Origin of the sequence: Mycetohabitans rhizoxinica HKI 454 (assembly GCF_000198775.1) — a bacterium.
Lineage (GTDB): Bacteria > Pseudomonadota > Gammaproteobacteria > Burkholderiales > Burkholderiaceae > Mycetohabitans > Mycetohabitans rhizoxinica.
The window spans coordinates 652,066-674,001 of sequence record NC_014722.1 but is presented as its reverse complement, the minus strand read 5'-3'; the positions used below and the strand labels follow the sequence as shown (position 1 = coordinate 674,001).

Annotated in this window: 16 protein-coding genes, 2 other RNA genes and 1 pseudogene; 11 read left to right on the top strand and 8 right to left on the bottom strand. The window is 62.4% G+C overall.

Annotation, left to right across the window (positions count from 1 at the left end; genetic code table 11):
- Positions 1-17: 17 nt before the first annotated feature.
- The 4 genes from pheA to gyrA form a co-directional block, all read right to left on the bottom strand.
- Positions 18-1,100, bottom strand: coding sequence for a prephenate dehydratase (pheA, locus tag RBRH_RS02950; protein WP_041753130.1), 1,083 nt, complete (start codon positions 1,098-1,100; stop codon positions 18-20).
- A 45-nt stretch (positions 1,101-1,145) separates the two neighbouring features.
- Positions 1,146-2,228 (bottom strand): 3-phosphoserine/phosphohydroxythreonine transaminase, encoded by a 1,083-nt coding sequence (serC, locus tag RBRH_RS02945; protein WP_041754082.1) that lies wholly within the window; start codon positions 2,226-2,228, stop codon positions 1,146-1,148.
- 187 nt (positions 2,229-2,415) lie between these two features.
- Positions 2,416-3,015 carry a DUF2059 domain-containing protein gene (locus tag RBRH_RS02940; protein WP_041754081.1) on the bottom strand — a complete coding sequence of 200 codons (600 nt, stop codon included), beginning with the start codon at positions 3,013-3,015 and terminating at the stop codon, positions 2,416-2,418.
- Positions 3,016-3,097: 82 nt separating this feature from the next.
- Positions 3,098-5,701, bottom strand: a complete 2,604-nt coding sequence (gyrA, locus tag RBRH_RS02935; RefSeq protein WP_013434460.1) for a DNA gyrase subunit A — start codon at positions 5,699-5,701, stop codon at positions 3,098-3,100.
- A 570-nt stretch (positions 5,702-6,271) separates the two neighbouring features.
- On the opposite strand from gyrA, the gene ompA reads away from it, so the two are divergent.
- The 4 genes from ompA to ssrA (RBRH_RS16695) all read left to right on the top strand — a co-directional run bounded on the left by ompA (position 6,272) and on the right by ssrA (RBRH_RS16695) (position 9,140).
- Positions 6,272-7,003: an outer membrane protein OmpA gene (ompA, locus tag RBRH_RS02930; RefSeq protein ID WP_013434457.1), complete on the top strand. Its 732-nt coding sequence runs from the start codon at positions 6,272-6,274 to the stop codon at positions 7,001-7,003.
- A 235-nt stretch (positions 7,004-7,238) separates the two neighbouring features.
- Entirely contained in the window at positions 7,239-7,943 is a 705-nt protein-coding gene (gene ubiG / locus RBRH_RS02925; protein WP_041753129.1) for a bifunctional 2-polyprenyl-6-hydroxyphenol methylase/3-demethylubiquinol 3-O-methyltransferase UbiG, read from the top strand.
- 11 nt (positions 7,944-7,954) lie between these two features.
- Positions 7,955-8,668, top strand: coding sequence for an HAD family hydrolase (locus tag RBRH_RS02920; protein ID WP_049786441.1), 714 nt, complete (start codon positions 7,955-7,957; stop codon positions 8,666-8,668).
- A gap of 113 nt (positions 8,669-8,781) precedes the next feature.
- Positions 8,782-9,140: a transfer-messenger RNA gene (gene ssrA / locus RBRH_RS16695) on the top strand.
- A 1,199-nt stretch (positions 9,141-10,339) separates the two neighbouring features.
- On the opposite strand, the gene RBRH_RS20085 is transcribed toward ssrA (RBRH_RS16695), so the two are convergent.
- Positions 10,340-10,564, bottom strand: coding sequence for a hypothetical protein (locus tag RBRH_RS20085; protein ID WP_041753128.1), 225 nt, complete (start codon positions 10,562-10,564; stop codon positions 10,340-10,342).
- 42 nt (positions 10,565-10,606) lie between these two features.
- On the opposite strand from RBRH_RS20085, the pseudogene RBRH_RS18605 reads away from it, so the two are divergent.
- A pseudogene (locus tag RBRH_RS18605) lies at positions 10,607-10,810 on the top strand (HAD family hydrolase); the annotation flags it as partial.
- 135 nt (positions 10,811-10,945) lie between these two features.
- Positions 10,946-11,304, top strand: a transfer-messenger RNA (tmRNA) gene (ssrA, locus tag RBRH_RS16690).
- Positions 11,305-11,764: 460 nt separating this feature from the next.
- Here ssrA (RBRH_RS16690) and RBRH_RS02905 read toward each other — a convergent pair.
- Both RBRH_RS02905 and RBRH_RS02900 read right to left on the bottom strand, forming a co-directional pair.
- Positions 11,765-12,580: a hypothetical protein gene (locus RBRH_RS02905; protein WP_157864327.1), complete on the bottom strand. Its 816-nt coding sequence runs from the start codon at positions 12,578-12,580 to the stop codon at positions 11,765-11,767.
- 146 nt (positions 12,581-12,726) lie between these two features.
- Complete coding sequence (locus RBRH_RS02900; protein ID WP_041753124.1) at positions 12,727-13,803, bottom strand: substrate-binding domain-containing protein; 1,077 nt, start codon at positions 13,801-13,803, stop codon at positions 12,727-12,729.
- A 126-nt stretch (positions 13,804-13,929) separates the two neighbouring features.
- Here RBRH_RS02900 and RBRH_RS02895 point away from each other — a divergent pair, with 126 nt between their 5' ends.
- The 5 genes from RBRH_RS02895 to crcB all read left to right on the top strand — a co-directional run bounded on the left by RBRH_RS02895 (position 13,930) and on the right by crcB (position 20,007).
- Complete coding sequence (locus tag RBRH_RS02895; protein WP_013434446.1) at positions 13,930-14,508, top strand: NAD(P)H-dependent oxidoreductase subunit E; 579 nt, start codon at positions 13,930-13,932, stop codon at positions 14,506-14,508.
- Complete coding sequence (locus RBRH_RS02890) at positions 14,508-16,124, top strand: formate dehydrogenase beta subunit (RefSeq protein ID WP_041753121.1); 1,617 nt, start codon at positions 14,508-14,510, stop codon at positions 16,122-16,124. The genes RBRH_RS02895 and RBRH_RS02890 overlap by 1 nt, the downstream gene beginning before the upstream one ends.
- A gap of 42 nt (positions 16,125-16,166) precedes the next feature.
- Positions 16,167-19,106, top strand: a complete 2,940-nt coding sequence (fdhF, locus tag RBRH_RS02885) for a formate dehydrogenase subunit alpha (protein ID WP_013434444.1) — start codon at positions 16,167-16,169, stop codon at positions 19,104-19,106.
- 12 nt (positions 19,107-19,118) lie between these two features.
- A complete protein-coding gene (locus RBRH_RS02880; RefSeq protein ID WP_013434443.1) occupies positions 19,119-19,376 on the top strand; it encodes a formate dehydrogenase subunit delta in 258 nt (85 codons plus the stop codon).
- A 250-nt stretch (positions 19,377-19,626) separates the two neighbouring features.
- The gene (gene crcB, locus RBRH_RS02875; RefSeq protein WP_041754077.1) at positions 19,627-20,007 is read left to right on the top strand and encodes a fluoride efflux transporter CrcB; all 381 of its coding nucleotides are present in this window, start codon (positions 19,627-19,629) and stop codon (positions 20,005-20,007) included.
- A gap of 3 nt (positions 20,008-20,010) precedes the next feature.
- Here the strand turns inward: crcB and RBRH_RS02870 are convergent, their stop codons facing one another.
- Positions 20,011-21,840, bottom strand: coding sequence for an FAD-dependent oxidoreductase (locus RBRH_RS02870; protein WP_041754076.1), 1,830 nt, complete (start codon positions 21,838-21,840; stop codon positions 20,011-20,013).
- Positions 21,841-21,936: the final 96 nt, after the last annotated feature.

Sequence of the window (21,936 nt, the reverse complement as noted above, 5' to 3'; positions counted from 1 at the left end):
GCCCACCGGCGCGGACCCTACCGGGCCCGCGGATAGGAGCCGAGTATCTTCACATAGGCTGCGGTATGCTCCAGCTCCGCGAGCGCGGCCGCGACCGCCGCGTCTTGCCGATGGCCTTCAAGATCAATATAGAAAAAATACTCCCACGCACTGCTGCGCGCCGGGCGCGACTCGAAACGGCTCATCGATACACCATGCCGTGCCAGCGGCTCGAGCATCCGGAATACGGCACCCGGTTCGTTCTTCACCGAGAAAATCACCGATGTCTTGTCACAACCCGTTGCACCCGGCGAATCGCCGCCGATGATCAGGAAACGCGTGCGATTGCGCGGATCGTCCTGAATCAACGCGAACGCGGTTTGCAAGCCATACTGCGTCCCGGCGCGTTCGCTGGCAATCGCCGCGACGGTGGGATCCGCCGCCGCCACCCGGGCAGCCTCGGCATTGCTTGACACTGCCTGACGCTCGAGCAGCGGCGCGTTGGCAAAGAGCCAATTCTGGCACTGCGCGAGCGCTTGCGCGTGCGCGCACACCCGCGTGACCCGTTGCAACGTGCCGCTTTGCGTGAGCAGATGATGCTGGATCGGCAGCGATAGCTCACCGCTGATCTGCAGCGACGTCTCCAGCAACAGGTCCAGCGTGCGCGACACTGCACCTTCGGTCGAATTCTCGACGGGCACGACGCCAAAATCGGCTGCGCCCGCCTCGACCGAGCGGAACACCTCGTCGATCGACACGCACGGCAGGCCGGTCATCGACTGGCCGAAATAGCCGAGCATCGCCTGCTCGCTATAGGTGCCCTGCGGGCCCAGATACGCCACCCGCTGCGCTTTCTCGAGTTGGCGGCTCGCCGCCATGATCTCGCGCCAGATCAACGCGATATGCTCGCCGCCCAGCGGCCCGGTGGATAACGCCTGCAGACGCGAGATCACCTGCTGCTCGCGCTCCGGCCAAAACACTGGCGCGTTATACGCCTTCTTGACCTCGCCGACCTCGAGAGCAATTTGCGCGCGCTGGTTCAGCAGCGTGATCAATTGCCGGTCGATCTCGTCGATGCGCTCGCGCAATGGCTTGAGCTTCAAATTCAGTTCTTCGTCCATCGCAACATCGGCTCGTGAAAAAACCAGTCTTGGGTCCACGCGACCTCAGGCGCGGCGTTGCTCGAATTCCTTCATGTATTCGACAAGCGCTTTTACACCGCCCAACGGCACCGCGTTGTAGATCGATGCCCTCATGCCGCCAACGGACCTGTGGCCCTTCAGTTGCAATAGCCCCCGCGCGTTCGCACCGGCCAGGAAATCGTCGTTGCGCGATTCGTCAGCAAGAAAGAACGGCACGTTCATTCTCGAGCGCGACCCGCGCTCGACCTTGTTCGAGTAAAAATCGCTGCTGTCGATGAAGTCATACAGCAGTGTGGCCTTCTCGATATTGCGCGCCTCAATCGCGGCAAGCCCGCCCTGGCGCTTCAGCCATTGGAACACCAGCCCGGCGACATAGATCGCATACGTGGGAGGCGTGTTGTACATCGAGTTGTTTGCGGCAACCGTCTTCCACTCAAACGCCGACGGGCAAATCGCGAGCGAGCGATCTAGCAGATCCTCGCGCACGATCACGATCGTCAAGCCGGCAATGCCAATGTTCTTCTGCGCGCCGGCAAACAACGCGCCGCACTTGGTCACATCCATCGGACGCGACAGAATGTGCGACGACGCATCGACCACCAGCGGCACATTGCCCAGGTCGGGAAACTCGAACATTTCGACGCCGTCAATCGTTTCGTTCGAGCACACATGCACGTACGCGGAATCATCACCAAGCTGCCATTCCGACACTGCCGGCATCCGCGTGAAGCCCGCCTCGGTCTTGCCCGATGCGGCAATATGCGCACTGCAATACTTCTTTGCCTCGTGATAGGACTTCTGCGTCCAAGCGCCAGTCAACACGAAATCCGCGCTCGAGCGCGAGCCGAGCAGGTTCATCGGCACAATCGCGTTTGCGCCGAGCCCGCCGCCTTGCAGGAACAGGATCTGGTGGCTGGCCGGCACCGCCAGCAGTTCCCGCAGGTCGAGCAATGCCCGCTCGTGGATCGACGAGAACTCACGGCCGCGGTGGCTCATTTCCATCACGCCCATGCCGCAGCCGTGCCAATCGAGCATCTCGTCGGCAGCCTGTTGCAATACCTCTTCAGGCAGTGCCGCGGGGCCCGCCGAAAAATTGAACGCTCGCATCTGGGACTCTGGCTGAAACGGACGCAAACAACGCGTCTGCGTCGAAAAAAAGCAATGGCCGCTTGCAGCATCGCAAACGGCCATTATGGCATCGCCATCACGGCACCGCCAAGCAACTGGCGGCGCCCAGCCCGCCGCTCACGCGCCGACGCGTCACCCGCGTAGCAGCGCGCATCCGCGGCCGACGTTACTTCGTCTTGACCGCAGCCACTTCCTTGTCGGCCTGGTCGCGCGTCGCCTTGATCGATGCCGGCATGTACTTCTGCATCAAGCCGCTGACCACGTCGCGGCCCACCTGATCTTGCACCTCGATGAACTTGCGGCCGGTCGGGCTCTTATAGAACGCCGTCAGGTCCTTGATTTCCGATGCCGAATAGTACTTCGCATACGCGTCATACTGCGCCTGCATCGCATCCTGGCGGAATGGCTCGCTGTTGAATACCGTGCCGGCGGATTCCACGAGCTTGGGCACGGCATTCTTTTGCAGCGCCGGCACGGCAGCCTGCTTCTGCTTGTCGTTGAGCGCCTTGTTCTCGGTCAGCGCGTCGGACAGGATCGCCGGCACCAGTTGCTTGGCTTGCATTTGTGCACTGTTGGCAATGGCACCGACCAGCTTCGGCGCGTCGATCGCATCGAGCAGATCCTTGATGGCGGCCTGCTTGGCCGGATCGATCGGCACTGCACTGGAGGTCGAAGCCGCGCTGCCCTGGGCAGGCAGCGCCTGTGCCATCGCCAACGTCGGCACGAAAAGGGCCAGCAACATCCACTGCTTGAATTGTTTTTGCATCACGACTCCCATGAAAAAGTTGTTCTGTCGACCCGGCGCTCGCTCAGCAGCCACACCCGGCCGACATACATGCAGCCAGCCGTCATTCGTCGGCGCCACCGGTATCCGCATCGGACTCGGCGTCGGCTTCCGCGTCGGTCTCAGCGATCTGCTGCAAGCCCGACAGCTTGGTGCCCTCGTCAAGGCTGATTAGTGTAACACCTTGCGTTGCACGGCCCATCTCGCGGATTTCAGAAACGCGTGTACGGATCAGCACACCAGCGGTCGTGATCAGCATAATCTCGCTATCCGGTTCGACCAGCGTCGCGGCGACTACCCGGCCATTGCGCTCCGAGGTCTGGATCGCGATCATACCCTTCGTGCCACGCCCATGCCGCGTGTATTCGGCAATCGGCGTGCGCTTGCCGTAGCCGTTCTCGGTTGCGGTCAGTACCGATTGCGACTCGCCGCCGGCCACTAGCAACGCGATCACCTGCTGGCCCTCCTCGAGCTGCATGCCGCGCACGCCGCGTGCCTCCCGCCCCATCGGCCGCACGTCGTTCTCGTCGAAGCGCACCGCCTTGCCGGCGTCGGAGAACAGCATCACGTCATGCTGCCCGTCGGTGATCTGCGCGCCGATCAGGAAATCGCCATCATCGAGCCCCACCGCGATAATGCCCTTTCTCAGCGGCCGCGAGAACGCCTCCAGCGGCGTCTTCTTCACGGTGCCAAGCGACGTGGCGAGGAATACGAACTTGTCGGCCGAAAATTCCTTGACCGGTAGCACCACGTTGATTTTCTCGCCTTCTTGCAGCGGGAACATGTTCACGATCGGCCGGCCGCGCGAGTTGCGCGAGCCCTGCGGCACCTCGTAGACCTTGAGCCAGTACACGCGCCCGCGGTTCGAGAAACACAGAATATAATCATGCGTATTCGCGATGAACAACGTCTCGATCCAATCGTCGTCCTTCATCACGATCGCCTGCTTGCCGCGGCCACCGCGCTTTTGCGCACGATACTCGGACAGCGGCTGCGACTTGATGTAGCCGGCGTGCGACATCGTGACGACCATGTCCTGCGGCGTGATTAGATCTTCGGTGCCAAGCTCGGTGGCGTTCAATTCGATCTGCGAGCGCCTCGGGTCGCCGAATTCCGCCTTGATCGCGACCAGCTCGTCGGCGATGATCGTACGGATCCGCTCCGGCTTGGCCAGGATATCTAGCAGATCGGCGATCTGCGCCATCACCTCGCGATACTCGGCGGTGATTTTGTCTTGCTCCAGGCCGGTCAAGCGCTGCAGGCGCATCTGCAGGATTTCCTGCGCCTGCGTGTCCGACAGCTTGTACAGCCCATCGGATTGCATGCCGAAGATGGGCGCCAGCCCATCGGGGCGGAACGCATCGCGCCCGCCCGGGGTTTCGCCTTGCGCGCGTGACAACATATCGCGCACTAGCGCCGAGTCCCATGCGCGCGTCATCAACGCCTGCTTCGCGATCGGCGGCGTCGGTGCCGCTTTGATGATCGCAATGAACTCGTCGATGTTCGCCAGCGCCACCGCCAAGCCTTCGAGCACGTGGCCACGCTCGCGCGCGCGGCGTAACTCATAGAGGGTGCGGCGCGTGACGACTTCGCGCCGGTGCGACAGGAAGCACTCGAGCAACTCGCGCAGGTTCAGCAGCTTCGGCTGACCGTCGATCAGCGCGACCATGTTCATGCCGAACGTATCCTGCAGTTGCGTGTTCTTGTACAGATTGTTGAGCACGACCTCCGGCACCTCGCCGCGCTTAAGCTCGATCACCACGCGCATGCCGCTCTTGTCGGACTCGTCACGGATATCGGAGATGCCCTCTATTTTCTTCTCGTTGACCAGCTCGGCGATGCGCTCGAGCAGCGAGCGCTTGTTCACCTGGTACGGCAACTCGTCGACGATGATCGCCATGCGCTGGCCGCGGTCGATCTCCTCGAAGTGGGTCTTGGCGCGCATCACGACGCGGCCGCGGCCGGTACGATAGCCGTCGCGCACGCCTTGCACGCCGTAGACGATCCCCGCCGTCGGGAAGTCGGGCGCCGGGACGATCTCGATCAACTCGTCGATCGACGCTTGCGGATGGTTTAGCAGATGCTGGCACGCGTCGACGACTTCGTTCAAGTTATGCGGCGGGATGTTCGTCGCCATGCCGACCGCGATACCGGACGAGCCGTTGATCAACAGGTTCGGGATCCGCGCCGGCAGCACCTGCGGCTGGGTCTCGCTACCGTCGTAGTTCGGCTCAAAGTCGACGGTCTCCTTGTCGATATCAGCCAGCAGCTCATGGCCAATCTTCGCAAGCCGGATCTCGGTGTAGCGCATCGCCGCGGCGTTGTCGCCGTCGACCGAGCCGAAGTTGCCCTGCCCGTCCACCAGCATGTAGCGCAACGAGAAATCCTGCGCCATGCGCACGATCGTCTCGTAGACCGCGCTGTCGCCATGCGGGTGATATTTACCGATCACGTCCCCGACGATCCGCGCGGACTTCTTGTACGCACGATTCCAGTCGTTGTTCAGCTCATGCATCGCATAGAGCACGCGCCGATGCACCGGCTTGAGCCCATCGCGCGCATCGGGCAGCGCGCGGCCCACGATCACGCTCATCGCGTAGTCGAGGTAGGAGCGGCGCATTTCCTCTTCGAGAGAAATGGGCAGGGTCTCTTTGGCGAATTGATCCATTTATTGGTGTCTGTGACAAACTCTGGCGGTGCCTGCCCCAGGCCGCGGGCGTGGCGTGGGCGCATGTGCCGATGTGGCGGTGGAGGACAACGCGTATCACGCGATTCTAGCATGTGAGCCCGGCGGCCCCAGCGCGCAGCGCAGCGCGTAAGCGGGCACACAGCGCGGCCGGCGCGTGAGTCCCGAACTTAAAGCGGCGTGCCGCGCTAGGGAGCCACCGGCCGCGACGGCTCGCGCGTGAATGCCGATTCTCGCCGGCCGATTCATCCCCCCCTTCTCGACGGCGTCACGAAATCCTGTCGACAATGCCGCACAGCCAAGCTGGACAGTGTTCTTCGGCGACTGTTGCGAGCAAACCACAATTGCCGGATTAGGGCCTAGCGAGGAGGAGAAATTTATCGTTGGATAGTACCAATATGGCAAAATGTGGCGCAGAAGCCAGACCCTGTTCGAAGTGTATACATCGGTTTTCCGCATTGCCATAATGTTATACTTCGCGCAATGTCTGACTTGTCTTCGTCAACAGGCTCGCAGTAAAGCTGCGGTAATCTCAATTTCGAGAGGAGAAATATGAATAAACTTTCAAAGCTCGCGTTCATTGCAGCTACCGCGGTCATGGCTGCATCCGCATCGGCACAGTCGGTGCCGGCTTCGCGACAAGCCGCCAACGACAACTGGGCAAACGGCACCGGCGAATACGTGTGGATGAACGGCACGAGCGAGCTTTGCTGGCGCGATGCGTTCTGGACCCCGGCCACGGCGAACGCGAAATGCGACGGCGCGCTGGTGGCTCAGGCTCCGACGCCGCCGGCGCCCCCCCCGCCGGTCGTACCGGCACCGGTCATCACGAGCCAGAAAGTCACTTATCAGGCGGACACGCTGTTCGACTTCGACAAGGCGGTGCTGAAGCCGGCTGGCAAGGAAAAGCTCGATGATCTGGCATCGAAGATCCAAGACTTGAACCTCGAAGTGGTCGTCGCCACGGGCTATACCGACAAGATCGGCTCGGACAAGTACAACGACCATCTGTCGCTGCGCCGTGCGCAAGCGGTGAAAGCGTATCTGGTCAGCAAGGACATCCCGGCCAACCGCATCTACACGGAAGGCAAGGGCAAGCGTAATCCGGTCGTGACGGACTGCAACCAGAAGAACCGCAAGGCGCTGATCGCATGCCTGGCACCGAACCGCCGCGTGGAAGTGGAAGTCGTCGGTACGAAGAGCCTGCCCGTCGATACGTCGAGCCAACCCATCGATACGTCGAACCAGCCTGTCGTCGGTACGTCGAGCCAGCCGCAGCAATAAGTCGGCTCGCTTGCAACCGAGGTACCTAGCCCTGCATCGGCAGGGCTTTTTTTCGCCCTCATCCGAGCATTACCCACGGCGCCGCACGTTCCGCTCGATGCCAGTCGCGGCAATAATCGCGCAGGCACCGCTTTGCCGGCGCGTCAGCGGCCCGATATACTGGTAACTATTAGCCGCGTGAGCAGTTCGCGGCGGCGCGCCGCGCCGCCTTGCTGCCGCCCCTGCCTTGCCCGACATGACCAACGCCGATCCACACGAACTGCAAAAATTCAGCGATCTCGCTCATCGCTGGTGGGATCCCAAAGCCGAATTCAAACCGCTTCACGACATGAACCCGCTGCGACTGGCGTGGATCGACTCGCACGCCCATTTGCTCGACAAACGGGTGCTCGATGTCGGCTGCGGCGGCGGCATCTTGTCGGAGTCGATTGCGCAACTGGGCGCCGCGTCGGTCAAGGGAATCGATTTGTCCGAAAACGCACTCGGCGTCGCCGACCTGCACAGCCTGGAGAGCGGCGTGACAAACGTCGAGTATGAAGCAATCTCCGCGGAGGCACTCGCCGATCGCGAGCCGGCGACATATGACGTGGTCACCTGCATGGAGATGCTGGAACACGTCCCGCGACCGGTGAGCATCGTGCGCGCCTGCGCGCAGTTGGTGAAGCCAGGCGGCTGGGTGTTCTTCTCGACGCTGAACCGAAATCTAAAGGCCTATTTGTTCGCGGTAATCGGCGCTGAATACGTGATGCAGATGCTGCCGCGGGGCACGCACGACTATACGCGCTTCATCAAGCCATCGGAGCTTGCCAAGTTCGTTCGTGACGCCGGATTGCTCGCGCACGAATTCAAAGGGGTAGCCTATCACCCGATCGGCCAGCGCTTCGCGTTGACCGACGATACCCGCGTCAATTACATGCTTGCGTGCCAACGCGCCACGTGAACCGCAACGACATGACAGACACTGTCTCGCCGACCGGCCCAATACCCGCCGCCGTGTTCGCGACTTGCCGCGCGGTCTTGTTCGACTTGGACGGTACGATCGCCGATACCGCACCGGATCTAGTGGCAGCAGTCAACAAGATGCGCCGCGGGCGCGGCTTACCGGCGGTGCCGCTGCAGAGGCTGCGTCCGTTGGCCTCGGCCGGTGCACGCGGGCTGCTCGGCGGTGCATTCGGCATTGGGCCACACGACCCCGATTTCAGCGCAATGCGGGAAGAGTTCCTCGCCCACTATGAGGCCGATCTTTGCATCGACACGACGCTGTTCGACGGCATTCGTCCATTGCTTGACGCACTGTCCGCGCGCGGCATTCAGTGGGGCATTGTCACGAATAAGGTCGAACGGCTGGCATTGCCGCTGGTCGCCCGGCTGGGCCTGGGCGCCAGCGCCGGGTGCGTCATCGGCGGCGATACCACACCGTACCCGAAACCCCACCCTGCGCCGCTATTGCTGGCCGCACAGCAGCTCGGCATTGCGCCGACCAGCGCGGTCTACATCGGCGACGACCTGCGCGATATCGAGGCCGGCAAGGCGGCCGGCATGCTGACCGTCGCGGCGGCCTATGGCTATTGCGGCAGCGACGTGGCCCCGTCCAATTGGGGGGCCGATCACGTGGTCGAAACAACAACGGAACTGCAGCGCCTGTTCGGGGTCTTGTCGCAGTAACACGAACGCGATGTACTGGGCGCGCCCGTTACTTGTGCTGGACGCGCTCGTTACTTGAAGCCGACCCATCGACCCCATCTTATGGTCTGTGTGATAATAGGCATCTACTTTTCGGGGCCGACCTGGTTTCGACGTGGGTAGCGAAGCAATACAGGGCATACCGAGGACCCGTCACCTCGTAAATCAATGGGACTTAAGTAACTGCGAACGACGAAACGTACGCACTGGCCGCTTAACACCGGCCTGCCTCGCACTAGCTCGCTGACGGGCTAGGGTCGCAAGACCGCGCGAGGTCATTCACGTCAGCTAATCCCCGGTGAGGTCACGACGCCGGGGCCGAAAATTCAGTGACTCGCCGTAACGAAGCGTGTTCGTCCGCGTCGGTGCGGTTAAAGCAAAAGACTGGACTAAGTATGTAGAACTGGTTGTAGAGTGCTTACGGACGCGGGTTCGATTCCCGCCGGCTCCACCAATACGCGCGCGCTCCAGCAGTGCCTGCTGGAGTAGCACATCGGCAGTAGAATCACCGCACGAACGATATTTCAGGACGCCGACACATTGTTATGCCGTCGATGACGCTTGCCTAGCGAGACGCTGGAAATCCAGCGCTTCAGCACAGACGGACGCTGGCGTTCGGGCAACGGCGGCACTGGGGTTGCCTCAAGCAAAACAGGGGGGCGTTCCGGGGCGTTTGACATCGATTGACTGCGCCCGATAGCGCGATGGCGCATGACCGGTGTCGTATTGCCGCTCACCGGTACGTTCTGAGGCGAGCTTTGCATGGGTTTCGTCGTCCGATTGGCGCGATTAGGATACGTGGCACAGAAATACTCAAGCACGGCCTCCCGGCTAACACCAAGCGGGTTCGACTCGATGCAAGTACCGATCCGCTGCCTCTTCTGCAGACTGCGGCTCTTTTGTATAACTTCCATCCGAAGATCGAGTACTGACTGTTGGCGGGATCGACTCCTTTGCAGTCTTGTGAGATCCTGCGTTCACATACTGCGTATTCCATTGGGCACACGTATCCCTAATGTCCTTAATTAAATTAGAAGTACGTATGTTTCCATTGTAAAATTGCTCTTCTATAAATTGCGTCGGTGACTGCCTAGGTTTAACAGGACATTGATCCGCCCTAAGCTGCGCGAGTAATCCTGTCCCGGGCCGCGTGCTGGGAGCGATAAGCCGGTGGCGATACAGGCTTGCTAACGGCACAGTATCGTCTGCTTCCGATGTCGACGAGTCGCTGACACTGCTCGATTGTTGGTGGTACTTGAGATTCCCGGTGGAATATAGGCTCCGTGGATCCGACTGAATCGTCATATTGCGTTTAGACCTTATCTCTTAGCGAAAACTCACACTACCCCAGATCGCAGACAATCGAGGCGCATACACGATCACACATTAGCATTGGCGAAACAAGCGAACATCCTGCGTTTCTTCAATGACCTGCAACATCCCTAATTAATATTGAATTCCCAATACTGGATGAACCACCACGCAATTGCCGCGGCAGTAAGCCTCCTATCCGTCCAGTTGGGCAACCATGTGTCGAAAGTCACCACTGCGTAACTCGTCGCCGATCATCGCCAAGGGTGACGTATAAGTTGTATCCCCGTGACAAATAAAGTAGTATCCCTTATCAATTATTGGTATGAACTCTAAGCCAAATTAGGCAGCTGCCGACTGCACGCCGAATCCGACATCGACGTTGCCACTTGCAACGAATGCCGCAATCGCATGCCCATGTGATGCATGGATCTGCATACTGCGTCGCGCCGGCGTAATAAGCCGCCCAATCTCGTCCGCTCCTTCGATGCTCAGCAACTGTGGACTGAGCCGCTCCACCCGCATACGCTCGGCCCAAAGCAGCTTTTCACCTAGTGGCGGCAGCACTAAACTTTGACCATGGACCTTGACCAGCAATGGGCCACCAAGCCGCTGTTGCTGGCTGCACAGCGACTCGGCATCGTGCCGACCAGCGCGGTCTACATCGGCGACGACCTGCGCGATATCGAGGCCGGCAAGGCGGCCGGCATGCTGGCCGTCGTGGCGGCCTATGGCTATTGCGGCAGCGACGTGGCCCTGTCCAATTGGGGGGCTGATCACGTGGTCGAAACAACAACGGAACTGCAGCGCCTGTTCGGGGGTCATGTCGCAGTAACACGAACGCGGTGTACTGGATGCGCCCGTTACTTGTGCTGGACGTGCCCGTTACTTGAAGCCGACCCATCGACCACATCTTATAGTCTGTGAGATAATGATCACCTACTTTTTGGGGCCGACCTGGTTTCGACGTGGGTAGCGAAGCAATACAGGGCATACCGAGGACCCGTCACCTCGTAAATCAATGGGACTTAAGTAACTGCGAACGACGAAACGTACGCACTGGCCGCTTAACACCGGCCTGCCTCGCACTAGCTCGCTGACGGGCTAGGGTCGCAAGACCGCGCGAGGTCATTCACGTCAGCTAATCCCCGGTGAGGTCACGGCGCCGGGGCCGAAAACTCAGTGACTCGCCGTAGCGAAGCGTGTTCGTCCGCGTCGGTGCGGTTAAAGCAAAAGACTGGACTAAGTATGTAGAACTGGTTGTAGAGTGCTTACGGACGCGGGTTCGATTCCCGCCGGCTCCACCACTATTCAAGCCCCAACCACGCTCGGTTGGTTTTTTTTATGTGCTTCCGCCAAGCGCTCGTTGTAGATGGGGCGCGAACGCCCGCTCCGACTGGCATGGTCTGGCATGCGTACGTTCATGCAACTGTTAGTGGTGGGCGAGTGTCCCGCCACCCAACTTTCTTAAGCAAAATATCACCGGTGCAGCGGCGATCGCGCAGCGCCACGGCGGCGTGCCGGGTCGCGTGTCATTCGTCGGGCGGTGACGCCGAGCGTAAGCCAGCCGACGCATCGACGTATTGCCACACAGCTCGAGTCCGCGAGCGCGTAGCCGTTTTAAGCCGGGGTCAGTAACCGCTGAATCAGCGCTTCGGCTTGCGGACCTTGACGCGGTCCGGCAGCGGGGGGACCGGCGGAACAGACGACCCATCGGCGGCCCCCGAGGTGGCGGCGGTATCCGACATCGACTTACGGCGCTTCACACTAAGTTTTCTCGTCAACGTCGAAAAACCGTTGCGGATATTTTCCGCCGACGCGCTGCGCGCACGAAGCTTGGGCGCCCGTTTCGCTGACGAAACAGGCGTTGCATCCGCAGCCGAGGCAGCAACACCTGGCCCGGCTGGGTTGTTTTACTCCCATCGATTGAGTCGAGTTAGAGCGTCGTCGCCCTATATTTTTCAGCGAGTCGGTCAAGCGACTGAAGGTACCTTCACGGCGCCTACCCCGCTGCTTGGGCTCCTCGGGTTGGACGTCATGTTTTACAAAGTTCTTTTTCCAGTCACTATAGGTYTCATCGAAAAACTTGGTAAGCGCATCGTATTGTGCATCGATTCCCTTGACGAGGTGACCGATGAATCGTTCGGCATCCGTCTTTAGCTTCGCCTCCTCTCCTGCGAGATGATCATCGGCAAACCGCGCCGTAGCCGTCTTTGACTTTGTCTGCCCAACGTCCAGATGATTAACAAACGGCTCCACAGCCGTTTTTTGCTTCAAATTCTCAGCTTTTTGAGGCCAATTCTCTTCTAGTAGTTCAGTGAACCGGCTCCCCGACTTCGATGAACTCGTACTGTCGAAGGATTTCTTGCTCGATTCAGCAGGCGAGTGCGTCACCTTGCTTGACTCTTCGCTTGCGCGATGCCGGGAACGCAGGCCTGCCAGCTCACCCGGCCGCCCGGTACTTGACGCCCCGCCCCGACTCTTCGGTGTGAGCGAATCTATATCTTTAATAAAACGATCCAAGCCGCTGTCCGTCGGCAAGTCGGTCAGGGAAAGCTGCTGCAGTGAGTGCACCTTGGTCATAGCGCTTGACATCCTTCTATCATGCTGAAACCGCACACTACACCAATGCACAACTCAGGCTATTCAGGTACGCGATCACATATTGCCGTGCGCGAAGGCCTCGCTCCCCACCGTCCTGACGCCCTTTAAATAATAAGATATCCGGATCAATTCCGCGGCCCCACGCCCTCCTGAAGCGGAACGCAGTCGCCGCAGCGCGCGGCATCGTACCCGTGCAGTTGCGCGACCGCGCCTTTGAACGCGTCGCCGCGCAACTCATCGACAATCGTCGATAACGGTGCCATATCAAGCGCGGCTTGCTCGCACGCGAAGTAATAATCCTCATCGACTATCGGAATGAAGTCCAGTCCGAAATACGCAGCCGCCGGCTGAACGCCGAACCCGACATCGGCCTTACCGCTCGCCACGAACGCCGCGATCGCCGAATGCGTCAGTTCGGTTGACGCGTAGCCGTTGATGCGCGTCGGATCGATACCGATATCGCGCAGCATCAGGTCGAGCAGCATGCGCGTGCCGGAGCCTGGCTGACGATTGACAAAGCGCAAGCCTTCGCGGGACAGGTCGGCAAGGCCGCCGATGTGCTGCGGATTGCCCTTCGGCACGAACAACCCCTGCTTGCGGCGCGCCAGGTGAATCAGCACGTGTCGCCTGTCGTCCAGCCATGGCCGGTAGACGGCCGCGCATACTGCGCGGAATGGTCCAATCGGCAAGTGGAAACCGGCCAGGTCGCATTCGCCGCGCGACAACGACGCGACGGCGTCCGCACTGTCCCGATACCGGATCTCCACCGGGGTGCCGTCTTCGGCGAGCGCTTGTACCAGCGCCGCGACGGCATATCCATGTGACGCGTGAATCCGCACGTCACGCCGCTCTGGGGCCAGCAATCGCCGGATTTCCTCGGTGACTTCGACGCCGAGCGACTGCGCGAGCGGCTCCAGCCGTTCGATACGCACGCGCTCGGCCCACAGCAGTTTTTCGCCGAGCGGGGACAGCAGCGAACCTTGGCCTCGAACCTTGATCAGCAATGGGCCGCCAAGGCGCTGTTCGGCCGCACGCAGCACGCCCCATGCGTGCCGGTACGACAGACCGAGCGCTTGCGCCGCGCTCGCAATGCTGCCCAGCTCGACCAGTCGCGTCAGCAGCAGGATCACGTCCGACAAGCGCCCGCCCGCGTGATCCGTACCCGCGATCCGCCATTCGGACACCGCTTCGATCCTGGGCATACTCATATGCAATTTATTTTCCTATTGAAATCGACACCGGCAACGACTAACGTTCGAAAAAGACATCAATCCAACGAACGGTATATGAACGGATAAATCATATACTACTCCCCCACCGGAGGCCCCTTGGCAGAACCCTCTACCGGCCGTGCAACGGGCGCCGCATTGGCGCCGGACGCGGCAGCTCGGCTTGTCGCGCACCACACGAGTGCGGCAGCGCGCGCCGTACCGGGACATTCGCTATTAAGCGTTTTGCACGCAATCCAGGACGATGCTGGTTACATCCCCGACAGTGTCATCGCCCCGCTTGCCCAGGCAATGAACTTGTCGCGCGCCGAAGTCCATGGCGTGATCACGTATTACCATCACTTTCGCACATCGCCACCGGCCGCCGTGACAGTCCAGCTGTGCCGCGCCGAATCCTGTCGCGCGATGGGCAGCGAAGCGCTGGCGCGGCATGCCGAGACCCGCACGGGTCACCGCTTCGATGCGTGTCGCCACGGCGACGACCATCGCGCGGCGCCACCGGCCGCACCGCTCGCCGGCCACCCGGCAGTTGAGTTGCAATCCGCGTACTGCCTGGGCTTGTGCAGCACGTCCCCGGCGATGATGGTCAATGGCAAGCCCTACGCCCGCGTCACGCCGGAGAAGCTCGATACAGTGCTCGCCGCGGCGATCGGCGACGCGCAACGGGGAGCGTGCTAATGGCGATTCGCATTTACGTGCCGTCCGATACGACAGCGATCGCGCTCGGAGCAGACGAGATCGCGCAGGCCATCGCGGGACAAGCCGCGCGACGCGCGCTCGACATCGAGCTGGTACGCAACGGCTCGCGAGGATTGTCCTGGTTGGAGCCACTCGTGGAGGTCGGCACGGCCGCCGGCCGCATCGGCTACGCTAACGTTGCGTTGCAGGACATCGACGCGTTGTTCGACTCGGGTTTCCACACCGACGACGCTGCGCAAGCACGGGCAGCGGCCCATCCGAAATGCGTCGGCCTCGTCGAAGCCCTCCCCTACCTAAGCAAGCAACAGCGTTTGACCTTTTCCCGGATCGGCCTCATCGATCCGCTATCGATCGACGACTATGTTGCGCACGGTGGCCTGCAAGGCCTGCACCGCGCGTTGCAGATGGCGCCAGCCGCCGCCTGCCAGTTACTGATTGACGCTGGACTGCGCGGACGCGGCGGCGCCGCGTTTCCGGCAGGTATTAAGTGGCGCACGGTACTGCAAGCCCAGGCAGACCAAAAATACGTAGTCTGCAACGCGGACGAAGGTGACAGCGGCACGTTCTCGGACCGCTTGTCGATGGAATGTGACCCATTTGGCCTGATCGAAGGCATGATCATCGCCGGCGTGTCGACCGGTGCGACGCAAGGCTACCTCTACGTGCGCAGCGAATACCCGTTGGCGATCGCGCGATTGAACGCGGCGATCGCCCGTGCGCGCGCCGCCGGCTGGCTCGGCCCAGATGTGCTGGGCTCCGGTCGGGCTTTCGATCTGTTCGTCGCGAAAGGCGCCGGCGCGTATGTCTGCGGCGAGGAGACGGCGCTACTCGAATCGCTCGAAGGCAAGCGAGGCATCGTGCGCGCCAAGCCACCGCTGCCCGCGTTGGCCGGCTACCGAGGCAAGCCGACGGTGATCAACAACGTGATCACGCTGGCGTCCGTGCCGATCATTTTCGCGCGCGGCGATGCGTTCTACCGAGACTTCGGCATGGGGCGCTCGCGTGGCACGCTACCGTTCCAACTCGCCGGCAATGTACAGCGCGGCGGGCTGGTCGAAGTTGCGTTCGGCGTCACGCTGCGCGAACTGGTGTTCGAATTCGGAGGCGGCACGGCGAGTGGACGCCCCGCACGCGCGATCCAGGTCGGCGGCCCGCTCGGCACCTATCTGCCGCCGAGCCAGTGGGACGTGCCGCTGGATTACGAAGCCTATACGGCGATCGGCGCCGTCGTGGGCCACGGCGGCATCGTGGTCCACGATGACACCGCCAACCTGGCCGAGCTGGCGCGTTATGCGATGCACTTCTGTGCGCTTGAATCGTGCGGCAAGTGCACGCCGTGCCGGATCGGCTCCACGCGCGGCGCGGAGGTCATCGACAAGCTCCGTGCCCCGGAGCAGGACGCGCGCGCGCGCACGCACCACGTGACGTTGCTGCGCGAGCTGTGCGACACGATGCTGCACGGCTCGCTGTGCGCGATGGGCGGGATGACCCCCTACCCGGTGCTGTCCGCGCTGGACCATTTCCCTGAAGACTTCGGCCTTGCGAGCGCCGAAGGCGACGCGCCGTGCGAGCCTGAACGCAGCGCCGCGGCATGATGACAGACGCGCGCCGCTTCACGCGACGCGCAGGAGCAGACAATGAATGACATGAGCCAGGATGGCCTTCGTGGTGGGTGCGGGTCCGGATCGTGCGCTTGCCGCGCGAACAATGTACCGCTGGACGACGTCGATTTCGGTACGCCGGCCCGCCACGGCCCAAGCGTGTCGCTGCAGATCGACGGCGTGCAGGTGGATGTGCCGGCAGGCACATCGGTCATGCGCGCGGCGATCCACGCCGGCGTTCGCGTGCCGAAACTATGCGCAACCGATTCTCTAGAGGCGTTCGGCTCGTGCCGGCTGTGCCTGGTCGAGATCGAAGGCCGCCGGGGTTATCCGGCCTCCTGCACGACGCCGGTCGAGCCGGGCATGAAGGTGCGCACGCAAAGCGACAAGCTGCAGGCGCTGCGTCGCAACGTGATGGAGTTGTACATTTCCGATCACCCGTTAGACTGTCTGACGTGCCCGTCCAACGGGCGTTGCGAGTTGCAGGACATGGCGGGCGTCGTGGGGCTGCGCGAGGTCCGCTACGGCTACGATGGCGCCAATCATCTGCGCGACGCGAAGGACGAATCGAACCCGTACTTCACCTATGACGCCAGCAAGTGCATCGTGTGCAACCGATGCGTGCGCGCGTGCGAGCAAACGCAAGGCACCTTTGCGCTGACCATCGCGGGACGCGGCTTCGAGTCGCGCGTTGCGGCAAGCGAAGGCGTCTCGTTCATGGCATCGGAGTGTGTCTCGTGTGGAGCGTGCGTGGCCGCTTGCCCGACCGCGACGTTGCACGAAAAATCGATTGCCGAACTGGGCCAACCGGAGCACGCCGTCGTCACGACCTGTGCTTATTGCGGTGTCGGCTGTTCGCTAAAGGCCGAGATGAAGGGCAATCAGGTGGTACGGATGGTGCCGCACAAGGACGGCCGCGCCAACGAGGGCCATGCTTGCGTGAAGGGGCGCTTTGCATGGGGCTATGCGACGCACCGCGACCGCATCACGCGGCCGATGATCCGCGCGTCGATCGACGCGCCGTGGCGCGAAGTCAGCTGGGATGAGGCGCTGGACTACGCGGCCAGCGCGTTCCGGCGCATCCAGGACAAGTACGGACGCGAGTCGATCGGCGGCATCACATCGTCACGATGCACGAACGAAGAGACGTACCTAGTGCAAAAACTCGTGCGGGCGGCATTTGGCAACAACAACGTCGACACCTGCGCCCGCGTGTGTCACTCGCCGACCGGCTACGGCTTGAAGACCACGCTTGGCGAATCGGCCGGCACGCAGACTTTCGCATCGGTCGCGCATAGCGACGTGATCATGGTAATCGGCGCCAACCCGACTGATGGCCATCCGGTATTCGGCTCACGGCTTAAGCGGCGCCTGCGCGAAGGCGCGAAGCTGATCGTGATCGACCCGCGCCGCATCGATCTGGTCCAGGGACCTCACGTCAACGCGCAGTATCACCTACCCGTGCGCCCGGGCACGAATGTCGCGATCATCAATGCGTTCGCGCATGTGATTGTCACCGAGGGCCTGCTCGACACGGCTTTCATCGCCCAGCGGTGCGAGCCGCTCGCATTCGAGCAATGGCGGGATTTCGCGGCCCAGCCACAGAACGCGCCGGAAGCCACCGAGTCGATCACCGGCGTGCCGGCGGCGCAGGTGCGCGAAGCCGCTCGTCTGTATGCCACCGGCGGCAATGCGGCGATTTATTACGGGTTAGGCGTCACCGAACATTCGCAGGGCTCCACGATGGTGATGGGCATTGCGAATCTGGCGATGGCCACTGGCAACCTCGGCCGTGAAGGCGTCGGTGTCAACCCACTGCGCGGGCAAAACAACGTGCAGGGCTCCTGCGACATGGGATCGTTCCCGCATGAGTTGCCGGGCTACCGGCATATCGGTGACGCCGCCACGCGCAGCCTGTTCGAGGCCGCTTGGAACGTCACGCTACAACCCGAGCCGGGTCTGCGCATTCCGAACATGTTCGATGCCGCGCTGAGCGGCACGTTCAAGGGCCTGTATTGCCAGGGCGAGGACATCGCGCAATCGGACCCGAACACGCAGCATGTCGCCGCGGCGCTGTCGTCGATGGAGTGCATCGTCGTGCAGGATATTTTCCTGAACGAGACGGCCAAGTACGCGCACGTTTTCCTGCCGGGCACGTCATTTTTGGAAAAGGATGGCACGTTCACGAATGCGGAGCGCCGGATTTCCCGCGTGCGACAGGTGATGCCCCCGCTACCCGGCATGGCCGACTGGCAAGTGACGATCAAGCTGGCCGCCAAGCTGGGCTACGCGATGGATTATTCCCATCCGAGCCAAATCATGGACGAAATCGCACGGCTCACGCCCACCTTCCATGGCGTATCGTACGCGCGGCTGGACGAATTGGGCAGCATCCAGTGGCCATGCAATGAAGCGGCGCCACACGGCACCCCGACCATGCACGTGGACACCTTCGTGCGCGGCAAGGGACGCTTCGTGATCACGCAGTTCATCCCGACGCGCGAGAAGGTCACCCGCCGGTTCCCGCTATTGCTGACCACGGGCCGAATCCTGTCGCAGTACAATGTCGGCGCGCAGACCCGCCGCACGGACAATTCGCGCTGGCATGAAGAGGACCGGCTGGAGATCCATCCGGTGGACGCAGAGGACCGGGGAATCAAGAGCGGCGACTGGGTCGGCGTCGCGTCGCGCGCGGGACACACGGTCCTGCGCGCGCTGGTGACCACGCGGATGCAGCCCGGCGTCGTCTACACGACGTTCCACTTTCCGGAATCCGGCGCCAACGTGGTAACCACCGACTCGTCCGACTGGGCGACCAATTGCCCAGAGTACAAAGTGACCGCGGTGCAGGTCACGCCGGTTGTCGGTCAGTTATCGGACTGGCAGCAGCGCTATGCCCGCTTCAGCGACCAGCAACTGGCGCTGCTGAAAGAACGTACCCTACTGGACGCATCGGGCGTCGCGACGGCCCAATAGGAGGAGTCGACAATGGCAATGCCGCTGCACACCCTGGTCGACATGGCCAACCGCATTGGAGAGTTCTTCGAATCGATGCCCGATCGGCACGCCGCGCTCGAAGGTATCGCCGATCATCTAAAGCGCTTTTGGGAGCCGCGCATGCGGCGCACACTGCTCGACGCGCTCGATCGCGGCATGGATCCGGCGTTGGACGAGTTGATGCCGATCGCGCGCGAGGCCCTTGTTCGCTATCGTGACAGGTTAATGCCGGCCGCCGCGCCGGCATAACCCGCGCTCCCCCCCGCAGCCGGGGGAGGCGCTTGCGCGCACAATGCGCTTGACAGGCATGCAGCTGCGGCTGCAGCTGCACGTGTCATGACGCGGGCCATGTGCGCGCCGAGCAGCGCGCGCGCAGGCCTTCACGTGTGCGTCCTGTGACTGTGCGCCGCACTCCTGTACACCACACCATGGCGACGGACGACGTATCCGCTAGAATCCAGGATTTAGTCTACCGGGCAGCGCCCGAATGGAACCCGCGATGCTTTCATCGATAGCCGCAGTCGCGCTAGGCGGCGCGCTCGGCTCGCTGCTGCGCTGGGTGCTCAGCACGCGCTACAACCCCCTGCTTCCCGCGTTGCCGCTCGGCACGCTCGCCTCGAATCTGATCGCCGGTTATGTAATAGGCGTGTCCATTGCGTACTTCGGCAAGCATGCGGATCTCGCGCCGCAATGGCGGCTATTCGTCATCACCGGCTTGATGGGTGGCTTGTCGACGTTTTCGACGTTCTCCGCCGAAATCACCGCGCATCTGCAAGCCGGGCGCATCGGCTGGGCCGCCGGCGAGGCCGCGATCCATCTCGCCGGCTCGGTGCTGATGACGCTGGCCGGGCTGGCCAGCGTCATATGGCTTCGCCGCTAGCGGCTAGCGGGGCGATGCTTCCGTCGGTTCGCCCGCACGCTGCGTTTGCGGCAGCGCGCCAAACCAATCCTCGCAATAGCGCAGCAGCGCGGGCGCATCGCTCAGCAGCCGTCCGCGGGTCGCAACGTAGCCGTCCGGACGAACCAGGTAGAAGCACGGGCGCGTGCGTCCGTAGCTAAAGGCCAGCGATGAGGCGGTCTCGCCCGCTACATCGCACGGCTGTTGCGTATCGCTCACCCGCCATGTCCGCACGCGCGCACGAAGCAATGCCTCGACCTTGGCAGCAAAACCGCCCAAGGCGCCGGCCTCTTCACGCGCGCGCGACTCGTCATCGTCAGCCGACACAAGCATCAGCAAAGTAAAACTCGCCGGATCGTACAAGTCGAACAGGCGAGCCACATACGGCACTTGGCCGAGCGGGCCATCCATCACATGCACCAATGCGTCCGGTGCCCGCTCGCCAGCGCGCACGCCCCCGTCGAGTGGGCACTCCAACGTCAGCGGGCTGCGCCGGTACTGAATCGCAAGCTCGCTCACGGCGCGGCGCGCAGCATCACGAACCGGCCCGAGCGAAGCGATCAGCGGCATCAGCCGGTCGCGCACGAGCCGCAGTACGCCGTGATCGGCCTCGACCAGATGCGTAGCGAAGCTGGTCTGCCGCAGCACGCCGCGCTCAATCGGATTGCGCTCGAGATGGTACGTCTCGAGCAAGTGATCCGGAGCACCGCCGTTGAGCACCTGCGCCAGTTTCCAACCTAGGTTCAGTGCCTCATGGATCCCGGTGTTCATCCCCTGCGCACCCGCTGGGCTATGCACGTGCGCGGCGTCTCCGGCCAGGAACACGTTGCCGGTGCGCAGCCGCGCCACCATCCGGCTGTGAATGTGGAAATAGGAGGACCACGCTAGTTGCGACAGCCGCACCGGCACATGAATGCGGCGCTCGACCCACTGCTGGCATTCGTCGAGCGAGGGACCGTTGCCATCGTCCGTCCCGCGTTGCCGATCCTCGACATCGTCGAGCTGTGCCGAGTAGTCTCCAGCGCGGCGGCGTTCGCGCTGCATGCCCGCCCCGGCAGCCGGCGCCGATGTGGCAGGTAGCAGCCCGGTGCGCACTGCAGCCTGGTGCGCCGCGCCAAGCGGCGGCCGGTCCGCGATCAGCCGGTAGCGATCACCGCCCAGCGGAAAGACCCCTGCCAATCCGTCAGCCGTGGCAAACAATTGGAATTCATCGACCGGCAATGTCCAATCCACGCGCAAATCCGCCAGCAGGAATGACTGGTCAAGCGTTTCGCCGGCAAACGCGACGCCCAGTAAGTGGCGCACCGTGCTGTGTGCGCCGTCGGCACCAACCAGATACCGTACCCGCTGCGTTTGCACGCGCCCATCGGGCAGCCGCAGTGTCGCGTCAACCCCGGCTACGTCCTGCTGCAGCCCGATCAGCTCGACGCCGCGCTCGATGTCCACGCCCAATGTGTGCAGATGTTCAGCGAGAATCCGCTCCGTCTGCGACTGATCGACGAACAGCAGGTAAGGATAGCGGGTCTGCAGCGGGTCAAAATCGAGCCGCAGCAGCGTTTGCCCATTCGAGTACAGATGGGCAGCGCGGCCCCGATGCCCGATCTCGATGAACGGCTCCACCACGCGATGCAACTCGAACAATTCAAGCGTACGCGCCTGAATTCCGATCGCGCGGGAGGTGGTGGCGGGACACGGCGCGCGGTCGATGACGCGCACCGCAATACCCGCGCGCGCTAGACTCATTGCGGCGGCCAGTCCCGTCGGGCCGGCGCCCACGATCAGCACCTGCGGTGGCTGTAGCGAAGAATGGGCCATGCTGCACTCCATCACTGCTGTTCGGTTCAGTTTAGACCATTCGGCGGCGCTTCCCATGCGGCAGCGCGACAGCAAGCAACGCGCCTAGCCCAGCGT